General features: G+C 58.6%; 17 protein-coding genes. 8 read left to right on the plus strand and 9 right to left on the minus strand.

All coding sequences use genetic code 11. From position 1 onward, the window contains the following. Positions 1–19 precede the first annotated feature (19 nt). Positions 20–1279, minus strand: coding sequence for a hypothetical protein (locus OXH56_03170; GenBank protein MCY3554301.1), 1260 nt, complete (start codon positions 1277–1279; stop codon positions 20–22). A 108-nt stretch (positions 1280–1387) separates the two neighbouring features. Beyond that, positions 1388–1897 carry an RNA polymerase sigma factor gene (locus tag OXH56_03175; GenBank protein ID MCY3554302.1) on the minus strand — a complete coding sequence of 170 codons (510 nt, stop codon included), beginning with the start codon at positions 1895–1897 and terminating at the stop codon, positions 1388–1390. A gap of 170 nt (positions 1898–2067) precedes the next feature. On the opposite strand from OXH56_03175, the gene OXH56_03180 reads away from it, so the two are divergent. Continuing rightward, complete coding sequence (locus OXH56_03180) at positions 2068–2382, plus strand: HigA family addiction module antitoxin (GenBank protein ID MCY3554303.1); 315 nt, start codon at positions 2068–2070, stop codon at positions 2380–2382. Positions 2383–2587: 205 nt separating this feature from the next. Here the strand turns inward: OXH56_03180 and OXH56_03185 are convergent, their stop codons facing one another. Both OXH56_03185 and OXH56_03190 read right to left on the minus strand, forming a co-directional pair. Further along, on the minus strand, positions 2588–2779 hold the full coding sequence (locus OXH56_03185; GenBank protein ID MCY3554304.1) for a helix-turn-helix transcriptional regulator: 192 nt from the start codon (positions 2777–2779) through the stop codon (positions 2588–2590). Further along, positions 2776–3156 (minus strand): hypothetical protein, encoded by a 381-nt coding sequence (locus OXH56_03190; protein MCY3554305.1) that lies wholly within the window; start codon positions 3154–3156, stop codon positions 2776–2778. The genes OXH56_03185 and OXH56_03190 overlap by 4 nt, the downstream gene beginning before the upstream one ends. A 149-nt stretch (positions 3157–3305) precedes the next feature. Here OXH56_03190 and OXH56_03195 point away from each other — a divergent pair, with 149 nt between their 5' ends. Further along, positions 3306–3998, plus strand: coding sequence for an HAD family hydrolase (locus OXH56_03195; GenBank protein MCY3554306.1), 693 nt, complete (start codon positions 3306–3308; stop codon positions 3996–3998). A gap of 28 nt (positions 3999–4026) precedes the next feature. Here the strand turns inward: OXH56_03195 and OXH56_03200 are convergent, their stop codons facing one another. From OXH56_03200 to OXH56_03210, 3 genes are read right to left on the minus strand one after another with little or no spacing between them, the layout of a single operon-like run. Further along, a complete protein-coding gene (locus OXH56_03200; protein ID MCY3554307.1) occupies positions 4027–4512 on the minus strand; it encodes a DUF3830 family protein in 486 nt (161 codons plus the stop codon). 21 nt (positions 4513–4533) lie between these two features. Continuing rightward, complete coding sequence (locus OXH56_03205; protein ID MCY3554308.1) at positions 4534–5283, minus strand: decarboxylase; 750 nt, start codon at positions 5281–5283, stop codon at positions 4534–4536. 3 nt (positions 5284–5286) lie between these two features. Then, on the minus strand, positions 5287–6138 hold the full coding sequence (locus OXH56_03210; protein ID MCY3554309.1) for an acetoacetate decarboxylase family protein: 852 nt from the start codon (positions 6136–6138) through the stop codon (positions 5287–5289). A 267-nt stretch (positions 6139–6405) separates the two neighbouring features. Between OXH56_03210 and OXH56_03215 the strand changes: the two genes are divergently transcribed. From OXH56_03215 to OXH56_03240, 6 genes are all read left to right on the plus strand, one after another. Then, positions 6406–7878: an arylsulfatase gene (locus OXH56_03215; protein MCY3554310.1), complete on the plus strand. Its 1473-nt coding sequence runs from the start codon at positions 6406–6408 to the stop codon at positions 7876–7878. Beyond that, on the plus strand, positions 7875–8540 hold the full coding sequence (locus tag OXH56_03220) for an HAD family hydrolase (protein ID MCY3554311.1): 666 nt from the start codon (positions 7875–7877) through the stop codon (positions 8538–8540). The genes OXH56_03215 and OXH56_03220 overlap by 4 nt, the downstream gene beginning before the upstream one ends. Before the next feature lie 16 nt (positions 8541–8556). Continuing rightward, the gene (locus tag OXH56_03225; protein ID MCY3554312.1) at positions 8557–9396 is read left to right on the plus strand and encodes a phytanoyl-CoA dioxygenase family protein; all 840 of its coding nucleotides are present in this window, start codon (positions 8557–8559) and stop codon (positions 9394–9396) included. A gap of 32 nt (positions 9397–9428) precedes the next feature. Next, entirely contained in the window at positions 9429–10241 is an 813-nt protein-coding gene (locus tag OXH56_03230; GenBank protein ID MCY3554313.1) for an aminoglycoside 3'-phosphotransferase, read from the plus strand. A 133-nt stretch (positions 10242–10374) separates the two neighbouring features. Beyond that, a complete protein-coding gene (locus tag OXH56_03235; GenBank protein MCY3554314.1) occupies positions 10375–11106 on the plus strand; it encodes a class I SAM-dependent methyltransferase in 732 nt (243 codons plus the stop codon). 18 nt (positions 11107–11124) lie between these two features. Further along, positions 11125–12027 carry a hypothetical protein gene (locus OXH56_03240; GenBank protein MCY3554315.1) on the plus strand — a complete coding sequence of 301 codons (903 nt, stop codon included), beginning with the start codon at positions 11125–11127 and terminating at the stop codon, positions 12025–12027. Between the two features lie 154 nt (positions 12028–12181). On the opposite strand, the gene OXH56_03245 is transcribed toward OXH56_03240, so the two are convergent. Together OXH56_03245 and OXH56_03250 are read right to left on the minus strand one after the other, a co-directional pair. Further along, complete coding sequence (locus OXH56_03245) at positions 12182–12967, minus strand: hypothetical protein (protein ID MCY3554316.1); 786 nt, start codon at positions 12965–12967, stop codon at positions 12182–12184. A gap of 401 nt (positions 12968–13368) precedes the next feature. After that, positions 13369–14319 (minus strand): citrate synthase (locus OXH56_03250; protein ID MCY3554317.1); only part of this gene is annotated, 951 nt, incomplete at its 5' end.

Consider the following 14319-nt stretch of genomic DNA (forward strand, 5'->3'; position numbering starts at 1 on the left):
AAGCGCCCTACCGGGCTATCTAAAGCTTGTAGTAGCCAGCGTTAATGTGGCGTGAATTGTCTCTGAGCACTTCGTCCTCCTTTTCAGGCTCTCCATCGACTTCCTCCACGGAGGTAACTTCGACTACACCCTCATTCACCACTATCCTTGCTTCCACCGCGCCATTCTGATCCGGGTTGCAACTAATCACGCCCCAGTTGTAGACGCCCGCCAGATGATCGTACAGGACCTGCGCATCGACATCTTCTGCGACGGTGATGACACCGGTGTTGCACAAAGAGGCCGTCCCATCGAGAAAGTCGAACCGTGACTTCTGGAGCGTAACGGTGCTATTCACAACCCACAGCGCCCCGTCATAGAATACGACGTTGGTTTTCAGTGTGTCGCATTTTTTGGACAGGACTTCGCTCAGGTCATCGGGGCACAGGACCATACCAGTGCATATGAGGCCGTTGAGGGCTTTCTCCAGGGTATCCCGATCCACATCCTCGTGTATGGTGACGTTTTCGGTTGCGAAGATGCTTCTGGCCTTCCAGGTCTGCATGTTACTGGAGTTCAGAATTAACTCGTGCTCCACGATCTCAAAACCTTCCGGTATCCCCCAGATCTTCGGTGTGTCGGCTCCGGGATCGAACCTGGATCCCAGCGTAGACAGGTTTTCTTCACAGCAGAAGACTTCTCCCCGGACGTGGAGGGTCTTGATTTTCTGATCGATCAGTTTGTCCGGTACGGCCTGCACGATCTGGAGATCTCCCGTGATGACCATGTCCGTGCCGTCGGCCATCGAAGCCAGGTATACTTCATCCAACCGGAGGTCACCGACCACGAGACGGCCTGAAGACCGGTACGAAGAATGGCTCCCCGGGTTATCCGTCAACTTGTTCACGATGGCGCCTTCTACGTGTTCAGGATAGAGGATGCTCCCTGAATTGAGGATACCATACCACGAACGTTCCACGCCTTCTGCCGTAACATCCGGTTCCAGGATTATGCTGCCCGAGTTCAGGATGAATACCGGGACTCCTTCATCGGAGAACGCCTCCCGGCCCATGATCTCCCTGGTATGAACGGTCTTCAGCCTGACTTCTAAAGGAACTTCGATCACACTTCCCATATTAATGGAAAACATCGTTATCAGAGGCCTGGTCTCGGCGGTCACCAGCACGTTACCGGTATTTACATGTCCGATCCTCGATGCCGTGTGTTCCGTTGTCTCACGCATATCCAGCGTACCGCAATTGATGCTGACTGAACGAGGGGTGCTGTTTTCGAGATTCATGGCTTTTCTCCTGTCCTTTGATGTGCATTCACTGTCGGGAGCAATTAATCGAGATCGTACGACGTATACCTCCTGGATCGTCATTGGTTTTACGCTTAAGTTTCATGTTTATGTGACACGGGAAATCCGCGCGCGCAGTTTTCTGATTGCTTCATGCAGCCGGAAGCGGACAGTCCCGGCCGGAACGCCCGTCCGTTCCGAGATTTCCCTGCTCGTGAGTCCCAGGACAAAACGCATATGAACAAGGTCGCGGTGTTTCTCCGGCACATGCTTCATGATCTCCGCCACGGTCACCGTCATGCCGGAATGACCATCCGGCCGAGATTCCAATCCTGCGGTACTGCTCGACTCCTCCTGCGCGAGTCGAAGCCACCTGTCGAGAAACGTCGCTTCTCTCTGCCTGGCACGCGTCCTGTCGACGAATAGATTTCCCATGGTTCGGTACAGCCAGGCCCGTCTTCGGGGAGGCGAAAGGGATCCGAGCAGTCCCATGTGCTTCATGGCGCGAATGAACGTCTCCTGGAACAGGTCGTCCGCCTGGTCTTTGTCCCTGGTCAGATATCGAGCGTGTGCCGAAAGTGATGAAGCATAGGTCCCATAAAGATCATCTACGGTCATGCTCTGGTCCGATCACTGATTGGCGGGATCTCGAATGAGCATCGGTTCATATGTAGAACGAATCAGGTAGGAGGGTTGTTTGAAAAAAGTCAGGACGCCATTATAATCTGGCATGTTGTTGTTCCAAGGATGCGAGGATATTATGCAAACGTGGTTGTGAGGAGTTTACTATGGTACGAGTTCCTACAGATCGTATTCCAACCCATCCGGGCGAGATGCTGCTGGAAGAATTCCTGATTCCGATGAAGTTGACACAGCGTGAGTTGGCTGACGCCCTAAACGTTCCCTACCAGCGCGTGAACGAACTGGTAAACGGCCGTCGCGGAATTACACCTAGCACAGCACTGCGCCTGGCCAAGTACTTCGACGTGTCGCCCACGTTCTGGCTAAATCTTCAACTACGTTGGGATTTGTATCATGCCATGCAGTCAGAAGCGCGGGCGTTGGCGGCGATTGAGCCTCGTGGTATTGGCGTCGAAGTATAATCGGCAAACGGGCATCGTGCTGGACCGTACAGCATACGGAACAACATTAAGTAGCATAAATGCTTCACGTGAGTTAATCGTGACGTCTGCAACGTGGAAGTTATGGACTATGTGCTCGACATTACCGAAGACGAACTTTCAGGACGTCCGGATCACGAAGTTCGACCACACCCAGGGACTAAGTAGGTGACGAAGGAATTGTAACCTACTCTTCTAAAAACACCTTCTCAATCGGCATATTGAAAACTCTGGAGATCTTGAAGGCCAGGGACAGGCTCGGGTCATACTTGCCCTTCTCAATGGCATTCACCGTCTGCCTGGAAACTTTCAGTCGACTAGCCAACTCAGCCTGGGTCCAGTCTCTTTCAGCTCGCAACACTTTTAGCCGGTTTCTCATCGGTACTTCCTAATTGCGAGGAGCTGGCCAATGCCCCATAGAAAAATCATGGCAACGCCAACCCACATCGTGTTGAAAGACGGAAAACCTACGTGCTCCAGAAACCCGTAGCTGAAACAAAGTATCACGGTGGCGAGGTACGCGATGATTACCGCCTCCAGATGTATATGTCTGCGCATTTCATCCATACGCCGGACATAACGAATCACGGCCAGCATCATGAACACAATGGGGATCATCGGTGCCACCGTTACCGGGACCCGCCAGGGTGATTCGGGGTTCTCTCTAAGAAACATCAGTGACATTACAAAAACGGCTGAATAGGCCAGCATGGAACCGCCGAATTCCAGCAAGTAGCGTAAAGTACCTTGACGCATGGTCTGCTGCCTCCTCTTTCGTCAAAAAAGTAAAATGCGGTGTACGTTTTATCGTGTCTTCTTGACATATTGTAAAATTATGATTACTTATTGTCAAATTTATTTTACTTATGATTGATCCTAAATAACCGAGACCTATGCGGAAAACTTTGAACATCACTACAATCTCCTTCGACGTCGACCAGACCCTAATCGACACGGACCGGGTCATCATGCGATCCATGGAGTCCGTTCGCGATGAACTGATAAAGCGCGTACCGGGTGAGCGAACCCGAAGCCTGATGGTAGAGGAGATGTGGTCTATTCGCGATCGGGAAGAGAAAGACTTCGTGGGAAACGTGAGAGACTTCGACGAGATCCGGCGGAGGTCCTTCCTCCGGATGCTGGATCACGTCGGATACACGGGCCCCGATCTCTCGACACGTCTTAACGAAGTATACCTGGAACACCGGTACAATGACATTGTGCCCTATGAGGATGTCGTGCCCATGCTTGATGCCCTCGGCCCGATCTTCAAACTCGGTCTGCTGTCGAACGGCAACAACTACCCTGAATACTTCGGACTCGCAGATCGTTTTGACTTCGCTGTCTATGCACAGGATATCGGTATCGAGAAACCGGATCCAATGCCCTTCCAGATCGCGGCACAAAGAGCAGGTTGTAACCGGGACCACCTGCTACACGTCGGAGATTCGCTGGAAACGGATGTCGAAGGCGCACAAGCAGTCGGTGTGCGTGCGGTGTGGTTGAATCGCGAAGGTGAGACGAACGATACCGGGATCGAACCAGACCATGAAATCAGGTCGTTAACCGAACTTCCCGTGGTTTTGGGCACAAGTTGAACTTGCCCAGCCCAAGCCCGTTCCTGGTCTACTCCACCCTAGTGAACGCCAGCCGCTCTCCGGCGAATCCCTCTCGCCAGACGCTCGTGCACGCCTCCACCATCTCCTCGAGATGCTCCGTAATCTCGCCGAAGCGATTGCCCGGGATCAGTCCCATGTTGGGTGACAGGATCAGATTGTCCCGTCCGTAGAAGATCGCGAGGTCGACCAGACCCGTGTTGAAGGCAGCCTCGCGTAACGTCGGCACGTTGACGGCGCCGGGTGGAAAGAAGAAGTAGAGCAGGTCGCCGGTGATCGGCGTAACGGTGGGATTCTCCATACCTGGTTCACTTGGCGCGAAGGATGGGACGAGGGTATAGACTTCGTTGCTTGCGTACTTGGCGTGATAGGCATCGTTCTCCTGCGGCAGGGCATTCCACACCGCCTCGCACGTCTTCGGCGCGAGGTCATCCAGCAACCGTGCGATGCAGCTCACGCCGCGTTTCTTCAAGGTCACTTCAATAAAACGATCCATGCCGATCTCCTTAGCTACCTGTTAAACGTCCTCACTCAAGGTTGAATAGGCGACAACTTCCATCAACCGTCCCAAACCGGACTGCGGCGTCAGACGGTTTGCAAGCCGCAGGGCCTCCCACATCGTCACCTGGTTTGCCGTCAGCACCGTTTTGCCGACCGCCGTCTCGAGTTCAGACAGAAAACCTGCGGAATGCAGTGCGGTGTCGGGGATCAGCACCGCCTCAGCGTCTGGATGATCGTTAGCTCGAGCGAAGCGCAGGACCTCTTCTCGTTCTATGAGCGCGGACTCATCCCCCGTCCAGACCCCGAGACACCCCATGTGGACCACCTCGAGGCCATCCGATTCGAGAAATGTGTGAAAGGCCTTCGACAGCGCTTCCGGGTAGGTCGCGGCGACGGCAACCCGTTTTAGTCCAAGGGCTTTACAGGCACTGAGGAACGCCAGCGACGTACTCGATGACGGTACACCGAGTGCATTGGCCAGGTCCTGCGCCTGTCGCCGCGCGCCTTCAAACCCAAAGACGAAACTCCCGCTCGTGCACGCCCACAAACAGACGTCAATGTCTTGAGGACGCAACTCCGCCACCCCGGCGAGCAGGTATTCCCGGCTTCCGGTGATCTGCGTTTCGTCGATACGATGCAGGTTCGGGCTGTCGGTATGGACCACCCGGACATCCACCGCGGGCTTCAGCACGGCGGCGAGGCGAGGGTAGTCGTCCTCCGCGGAATAGAGCGGGTATAGAATGCCGACCTTCAGTGTGTCACCCATCAGTTACGGATTCTCGCACAGATAGTCGTATACGACCCGCGCGTATCCTTCGGTATAGCTGCTTTCCAGGTGGAAGGCGTCGCCATATGCCAGCGGCTTCAGCGGGATGAGGTCGCACCGCGGGGAAGCACCGAGTTCGATGGAACCTTTTCCCTTTGCGAAGGCGTGCACTTCCACCTCCCGGGTCGTTTCGCTGCAGTCGATCAACTGTTTGATGGCGGGTCCCGGTCCGTCGGCCCGGGGTATGATCTTCAAGCGCCAGGCGGGGGTCAGGGCCGGCATGATGTCCTGGCCGGCATCGGTGGCGGGCGCGGGACAAGCGTCGGGCGCGGCACCGGCGTCGGGCGCGGCGCCGCATTCACTGCCGCCACCGGAATCATTGTCGGATCCGGCATCCTTTGGAGCGCTGGCATCCACGCTCGAGGCGATGCGCAACACCGGCACGCCGCCGTAGGAGGTCTCTGTCACCATGGACCGGTCCGCATGGGTCACCTTCAAGTCCGCGTACACCTTCGGCGTCCCGTAGATCTCCCGGCCCGCGGCGATTCCGGCGGGACCGTTGTGGAACACATGGGAGCAGTAGAACCCGGTCTGATCCCGGAAATGGCACTTCATCACGATAAACGACTCTTCGAAAGGGCCGTAGTTTTTACAATCCGGCACCTCCAGGCCGGAGGCCACGCACAAACCGTCTTCTGCCGCCTGCAAGGGCTCCGGGAGAAAACTCTGTACAGCGGACGGTGCGGCGTGAAAGAAAACGAACTGGAACCGCACGTTTCGATAGGCCGCCGGAAGCGGGGGATAGAAGGGGCTTCCCGCCGGGATATTCCAGCCGTCATCGTGTTTGAGTCTCATTTCCGGTTCTCCAGCGACACGGTCCGGGTCTGGTCCGCACCCAGGGCAATCCAAGTTGCCGCGCCGGATTCAAATCCGCGCAGGTAAGATTCAGGATTCGTCCGCGACCTTGCAACTTGTCATTAACTTAATCGATCGACATATTAGGTACAGGATGAATCCGCTAACCTCTTCGTCAACGACTCCGCCAAGGTCTGCACCTGTGCTTGCAACGGCCGAATCAACTAGCAGTTGCGAGACCGTATAGTCTAACGCCAAAACCTAACCATGCCCAATTCCACGCCCAACATCATCTACATCCTCGCCGACGACATGGGATACGGCGACATGGGGTGCAACAACCCCGGTTCGAAGATCCCGACGCCCCACCTGGACCTGCTCGCCGAAGGAGGCATGCGCTTCACCGACGCCCACGCCCCGTCGAGCGTGTGCACACCGAGCCGGTATGCGCTGCTGACCGGACGGTACTGCTGGCGCACGCCCCTGCAGAACAGCGTCCTCTGGCCCTACGATCCGCCCCTGATCGAGCCCGGACGCCTCACCGCGGCGGAATTGCTTCGCGAGCAGGGTTACCGAACCGCGTGCATCGGAAAATGGCACCTTGGTTGGGAATGGGCCACCCTGGACGGGAAGCCCGCCCACGAGGGTACCGCGGTGGGCAGGCTGGATCGGGAACTGCGGGAGGAGCGGGAACGACAGGTCGATTTCAGTGCGCCCATGCGCGGGGGACCGGTCGATTGCGGATTCGACACGTACTTCGGCGTGGACGTGCCGAATTTCCCGCCCTACACCTGGTTCGAGCAGGACCGGCTCGCAGGGGAACCGACGGTGCCCAAGCCCGACGAGATGTTCGGATGGCCCGGCATCATGAAACCCGGTTGGTCCCTCGAGGAGATGATCCCCGCGTTCATACGCCGCGTGGTCAACTATATCGAATCTTCCGGGCCCGATCCGTTTTTCCTCTACTTCCCGCTCACGTCGCCCCACACGCCCATCGTGCCCAACGCGCCGTTCATCGGACGGAGCGGATCGGGGCTTTACGGCGACTTCGTGTGCGAGGTGGACTGGGTGGTGGGGCAGATCATGGCGGCCCTGGAACGCCGCGGAATCGCCGACGACACGCTGCTGATCTTCACCAGCGACAACGGACCGGAATGTGCACCGGCCGCGGACGGCGGGAGCTACGAACACGCGCGCCGCCACGGCCATTACAGCATGGGGGAGCTGCGCGGCGTCAAGCGCGACGTGTGGGAGGGCGGGCACCGCGTCCCCTTCCTCGCCCGGTGGCCGGGTGTCGTACCCGCCGGATCGGTCTGCGACCAGCTCACCATCCTGGGCGATTTCATGGCGACCTGCGCCGAGATGACCGGCTTCGAACTCCGGGAGGACGAAGGCGAGGACAGCGTGAGCATGCTGCCGCTGCTGCGGGGGGAGACCAGTGATCCGGTTAGGGACTTCGCCATTCACCACGCATGCCACGGGAACTTCGCCATCCGCAGGGGCAACTGGGTCTTCATCGATGCCCCGGACGGAGACGACAACCGCGAACCCGACTGGTTCAAGGAGGAACGGAGTTATACCGCCCACGACTTCCCCGGCGAGCTCTTCGATCTCGACAAGGACATTTCGGAGCGGGTAAACCGGTACGGCGACCATCCGGAACTCGTCCGGGAGATGTCGCAGATGCTGGAACGGGTGAAGTCGGAAGACATCGCGGAAAGGCCTTCGCCCGCGAAATGACACGATGTGTACTCTTTGATCTGGACGGGACGCTGATCGACACGTTGAACCTGTATGTACGGTCGGTAGTCCGGACGCTGCAGGCGACCGGACACAACCTGATGTCCCTGGAAGAAGTGCTGTCGCTCCGCCTGAATTCCGAACCACGCCTCATGGCCCATTTCTATCCGCCGGAAGAAGTCGAAAGCGCCCATCGGAGATTCCTGGAAAACTACCGCGGGCTGCACGCCAGGTTCTTCGGTGGCGTGTATCCCGGCGTAGACGAAATGTTGAAATCGTTGCGAAGCCAAGGCGTCAAACTGGGTATCGTTTCCGGGAAGAGCCGGGGCGCCTGGGAGATTACCCGGGAACACGCCCGGTTGGGTGCGTTCGATACGCTGGTCTTCGATGACGATGTATCCGTGCCCAAACCGGATTGCGAGGGTCTCGTCAAGGCGATGAGCAACCTGGGCGCGTCACCTACCGATACCGTCTACGTCGGCGATGCCGTCGATGATCTGGAAGCCGCGACGGCCGCCGGGGTCTCGTTCTGCGCGGCCCTGTGGTCGAAGAACGCCGCAGAAACGCTGGCTTTCGAACAGGCCGCCGAGGAAATTGGGCCGTATGCCGGAGTGGACCATCCCGGTGAGGTAGAACGGTTTCTGCAGGACGTCAGAACGTGACACGACGAAGCACACCATGCCCGACTACAACTATCACTTCGACCGTGACGATATAGAGGCGGCCCTGGCCTGCGTGGATGAGTACGGTTTCTGCGTCATCCGGCAGCTGATCGATCAGGACATGGTCGCCGCGTTGAAGGACTCCATCAATCGGCACCTGGACCCGGAGGGCGACCTGGCCCCGGCGTCCAACCGGTACCACATGTCCTTCGCCGAGGACAGCGAGCCCGTCTGGGACCTGGTGGACAACCCGGCCTACATGCGATTCATACGCACCGTGCACGGTACAACCGACCTCTGCCTGCATCGCTCCGCGGCCATCCTGCGCACGCCGGGCGAGGGCATGGGCCGCTGGCACCAGGATCACCGGGGACACATCGATAAACCGCAGCGCGCCAATGACGTCCTCAACCGCTATCCCATCCCCAGCGGCTGCTGGTTCTATCTCAACGGAAGCCATCCCGATCGAAGCGGTATCGCGGTCATCGAGAAGTCCAACCATCTCGAATGGGATGGCCCCGAAGGGTTCGTCATGGGACCGGAACGGAGCGGTCTGTACCCGGAGGGCGGTACGCCCGACACGCCCTACGACCCCATGTCCGTACCCGGCTGCGTCCCGGTCCTCGCCGACCCCGGCGACCTGATCTGCTTCGCCGCGCTCACCTGGCACGCCAACATGGCCACCCATGAGCGCCGCTATTCCTGTGGCATCGGTTTCCGCCCGAAAACGTGGCGCATCGACGCGCCGTGGCCCCTTCCCGCTTCCGCCGCCGCCCTCGCCGAACGGCTTCCCGATCACCTCAAGCAATTCACCGACGGTTATACGGGATTCGACGGGGAGTGGAGGGCGGAGTGATGTGGCCCGGCTACAAGAAGCCCATGTGAATCATGAGTTCCCATCCGCCAACTCCGAAAAACCTTCCCGAACCCGTCCTCGCTCGCCTGAGGGGTTATAAATCCGACGGCCGCAATCTGAAGACCGAATCCTGCTCCGACGTATTCCTCTACACGCATCCTCTGAAACCCGGATTGGTCCTGAAGTCGCGAGACGTCCGATTGAGGCCGCAGGAACCGGACCTGCTGGCGGAGACTATAGCTCTGACGTGGTTGCAGGACAAACTTCCCGTGCCCGAATACCGGTGTTTTCACGTGGAAGGCGATATGCAGTACCTGCTCATGACGCAGATGGAAGGCGTATCGGGGATACATCCGGAAGCGACCGGCGATCCAGCGCGCCTCGTGGAGGAGTTCGCACGGGGCCTGCGCAATGTACACGCGCTGGACATCGGATCCTGTCCCATGGATTGGCGCATGTCGCGGTTCTTTCAGTGGGCGGAAGGGTTGATCGAAAGCGGTGCGCTGGACGACCAATTAAAGGAAGGCGAGCACCGAACCATTCTTCTCGACAAACTGTCTGATATAAAGGAGGCCGTTCCGGAAGAGGAAGACCTGGTCTTCACGCACGGCGATTACTGCCTGCCCAACGTCCTGTTCACGGACGGCAAGCTGACCGGATTCATAGACCTTGGTTTCGCGGGTGTCGGCGACCGGTACCTGGATTTCGTGTCCGCGAGCTGGACGATACAGAGAAATCTGGGCGAAGAGTGGATCTCCCCGTTTTTCCACGCATATGGTCTCGAGCATCCCGACCGAGAGAAATTGGGGACCTGGCAGAGCGTGTTCGAATTTGTTTTTAAATAGAAACAGGCACGCGAGCGACACTCCGACGGATTCGCAGAAACCGGTCCCCACCACGGAGTCAGTATTGAACCGCAATCCGCCCAGACCGCCTCAGTACCAGGACGCATACGCCGCCCGCTTCAAGCATCGAAGCATGGCGGAATCGTACGAGCTTAGACCGCCTTATCCGGAGGAAACTTACAGGATACTCCTGAGGTTGCCCGGAGCATCGAGAGGCCGGGTCCTGGACGTTGGGTGCGGTACGGGAAGGATAGCACGATTGCTCGTCGACCACGTGACGGGCGTGGACGCGGTCGACTTCTCCAGCGAGATGATCCGCGTGGGCAGGTCGCTGGACATGGGCGAACATCCGAGCCTCAACTGGGTCCTGGCCCAAGTGGAAGAAGTCGAGCTGACACCGGGTTACGCATTAGTGACCGCCGGATCGAGCATTCACTGGATGGACTGGAGCGTGGTGTTCCGGAAGTTTCATGAGTTACTGACACCGAACGGGAATGTCGCGATCGTTGAAGGAGATCGCCCCTTCAATCCACCCTGGGGCGTCGCGGAGCGCGAACTCATTCGACGATATTCCACCAATCGCCATTATCAACAGATCGACCTGATCAAGGAGCTTGTGGATCGCAACCACCTGCTCCTGGCCGGAGACAGAAGGACAGTCCCGGTTGGCTTCTCCCAGACTGTAGACGACTACGTCGCGTCGTTCCATTCAAGAGAGAGCATGACCAGGGAACACATGGGGGACAGCAACGTCCGGGCATTCGACGCCGAACTTTCCCGGATCCTCGCAGACTTTGCCGATGACGAAGGGGTTATCCAGTTCCAGCTGCAGACCCGGGTTGTCTGGGGAAGGCCGCTGGCATAGAAAGATGAACGTCTCCCGATGAACATCCCTCACGCCAAGATCGAGGCCCTCCTTCGCGTGGCGGCCGATCAGATCGTCATGCCGCTGTGGAGAAACCTGGGTCGGGACGACGTCACCGAGAAAAGCGCGGGCGATCTGACAACGTCGGCGGATACCCGGTGCGAGGTCTTCCTGTCATCTCATCTGCCCGGATTGATCGACGGCTCGCTGGTCCTGGGCGAGGAAAGCGTCCATGAAGATCCCGACTTGTTGGCCGCGCTGCATACGGATGCGCCAGTCTGGGTGATCGACCCCCTGGACGGCACACGGTACTTCGCAGTGGGCGAACCGAAATTCGCCATCATGGTCTGCCTTATTCAGACTGGCATCACCATTGGAGCGTGGATACTCAACCCGATTGACGGCCTTTTGACCAGTGCGGAAAGGGGGGCCGGGGCCTTCCAGGTTGGTGGCGCATTCCAGGTTGGTGGTGCCGTTCAGGAAGGTGGGCGCCTGGCCGCGGATTCCTCGCGCCTGGCCCGTGAATCCACGCGTCTGGTCGTCGATCCTTCACCCCTTTCCCTGGATCGCGCCCGCGGCGTGGCCATGACGTGGTATCTGCCGGATGCGCTCAAGTCCACCGCCGAAGCGGCGAAGGATCACTTCCAATTCATAGAACGCACCCGGTGCGCCGGGTACAACTATCCCTCCTTCGCGAAAAATGAACTGCAGTTTCTTTTCTTCTATCGCACCCTGGTCTGGGACCACGCGCCCGGCGTCCTGATCGCACAGGAGGCCGGCGGCTTCGTTCGAAGACTGGACGGAACTGAGTATTCGCCGGTGGATGACCGAAAAGGGCTGCTGTGCGCCAACAATCCGGAGACATGGACATTGGTGCAGCGGACGCTGGTTCCGTCTGTCGAGGTCGTCGGCGGAATCTAGCTGCTTTTCTTCTGTGGAGGTCAGGGATAGCATGGCCCCGCGCTATTCACGGGGCCATGCCTGGCCGCTGAGAGCCGGTTCACGATGCGAGGCGCCCCTTTACCTCGAGGCGCCCCTTAAACCTCAAGGCGCTCCTTCCCCTCGAGGCGCCCCTTCACCTCGTGGTCTGGAGCGACCGGGCCGTTCCGGTGAACGGCGACGGCGGATCTAGCCTCCAAACCCGGGAAACATCCGCGATTTTTGTCAGTTTTGCATACGCTCCGTCAACTGAATTGAATCCTTCTGCAAATTGGTCAAAGGTACCGGACGTTTCACCAGGACGTTCTCCCATAGATTCGGACTGAGACGACTTCCCGGTGTATGCGTCATACACCAGCGTAAGGTTGAACAGCACCGGTTTGCTTTCTGATTTGCCGTCACTGGCGTAGATGACCGCCGGCAGTACGGCGACGATACCGACGTTCCCGTATACAGAAGCGAATTCGGCCGGCGTCACGGAACTTCGGGGCCGGATGATGAATCGACTGCCATACCGATCGACGCAGAGCAGCGCTTCCTCGGGGGATCGAATGCCCAGCCTGCCGGGAATCGCGATTCCGAACCGGTAAGTAACAACGTCCTCCTCATAGTCCGACGCCGGATCCCCCTCGAACTCCAGGCTCATCCCGGGACCCGCAGGGAACTGAACGACGCGAGAACGATCATAGATCGGGTCGTTTACGACCGGAGGGTGGTTAGGACCATGGTGCACGGGCCGAACCAGGTACTTCGTATCGAAGGTGGCCGGAGCCGACAGCGTATGCTGCGCCAGCGACGACGGCACCGTCGACTGCTTCACCTGCGGTGACGGCGTGGGACCGGAGAATCCGATCCAGACTGCCACGAGCGTGACCGCGAGTAAAGGAACCACAAAGTAGGTAAACAGGATTGACCGTGACATGGGTAGCTCCCTTGTTGCTGTGTGAATGAGAACAGGAAGGAACTACGGAGATGTGGTCACGGAGGGGATCTCGACTGCCAGCTGCTTCGTATGACATCTGGCAACCCGAGTATGGTATTTGGAATGTCGTCGACGCGAGTGACCGGAGATGAGGAGACAGGCAGCAGGATCTCGCGAGACAACGAGTTGACGTGCAGACCGCATAAATCCACAAACCCGTCCAGAGACAGCCTGTCTTGCAAAAAAGAAAAGCACTTGCACACCCAGATCCCGATCATGGCCTTTCCTCCCAGACACGTCGAGGTTGACGGCGTCTCTACCCTGTTAAACTACCGTGGCCAATTACAGGTTCCCGGGAAAAGGTGAACAGTCGCATACAGGGCCGGTTTTTTAGACTCCATTCAGGATTCGGAAATCTGCGGCGGACGCAACCCGGTGTATCTGGCCCGTGGCCGGATGAGCTGGTCCCTTTCATACTGTTCGATCGCGTGTCCGATCCAGCCGGCCGTTCGGCCCAGGGCGAACAGGGCCATGGCGCTGCCTTCCGGCATGTTGAGGACACGCACCAGTGCCGTGAGGGCCAGGTCGATGTTGTACCGATCCGGCACGAGCCGATGGGTCGTTTCGATGATTTCCCGCGCAAGCAGCAGGTCCTTTGATCCCGGAAACCGATCCTCCAGCTTGCGCAACAGGAGGCTTGCCCGCGGGTCCACGTCGCGGTAAACGGCGTGCCCGAATCCTGGGATCTTCTCACCTAGCCTTAAGCGATTTGCAATCGCACGTTCAACGCTGCCGATCGACTCCGCCTCCTGAAACAGCGCTTCCACGCGCTCGCTGGCCGCGCCGTGCTTGTAGCCACGCAGTGCGGCGAGACCCGCGCAGACCGCGCTGTAGGGCGTCGTTCCCGCCGATGCGGCGCATCGCACGGTAAAGGTCGAGACATTCAACTCGTGATCCGCGAACAGCACCAGGGTCGTATTAATCAGCTCCGCCGCGCCTTCAATGTCCGGCGCCCAGGCCCTTCGCAAGGCCTGTGCGATCCCGCCCATCGGGTCTTCGCCCGTGGCCACACCCGTCATGAACCAGAGAATCCGCATGCCCGTGGCGGCGACCGTGTCCCGGCGCAGGTCCAGTGCGGCCAGGTCATCCGCCTCGGCCAGGGGAAGCAAAGTCTGGAAGCGTTCGACGGGCTTCAGCGACTTCAAATTCAACCAGCTTTCGCGGAAGTCCCGCTGGTAGGTGTTTGAGAAAATCGGAAAAGAAAACCGCTTGTCATTCGTCCAGATCAATGCCGCGACGCGTTCGAACGATTCGTTCGCCGCCAGGATCGTCGCGTCGCGCCCCCGGTAGAA

Source organism: Gemmatimonadota bacterium, from assembly GCA_026702745.1.
GTDB lineage: Bacteria > JAAXHH01 > JAAXHH01 > JAAXHH01 > JAAXHH01 > JAAXHH01.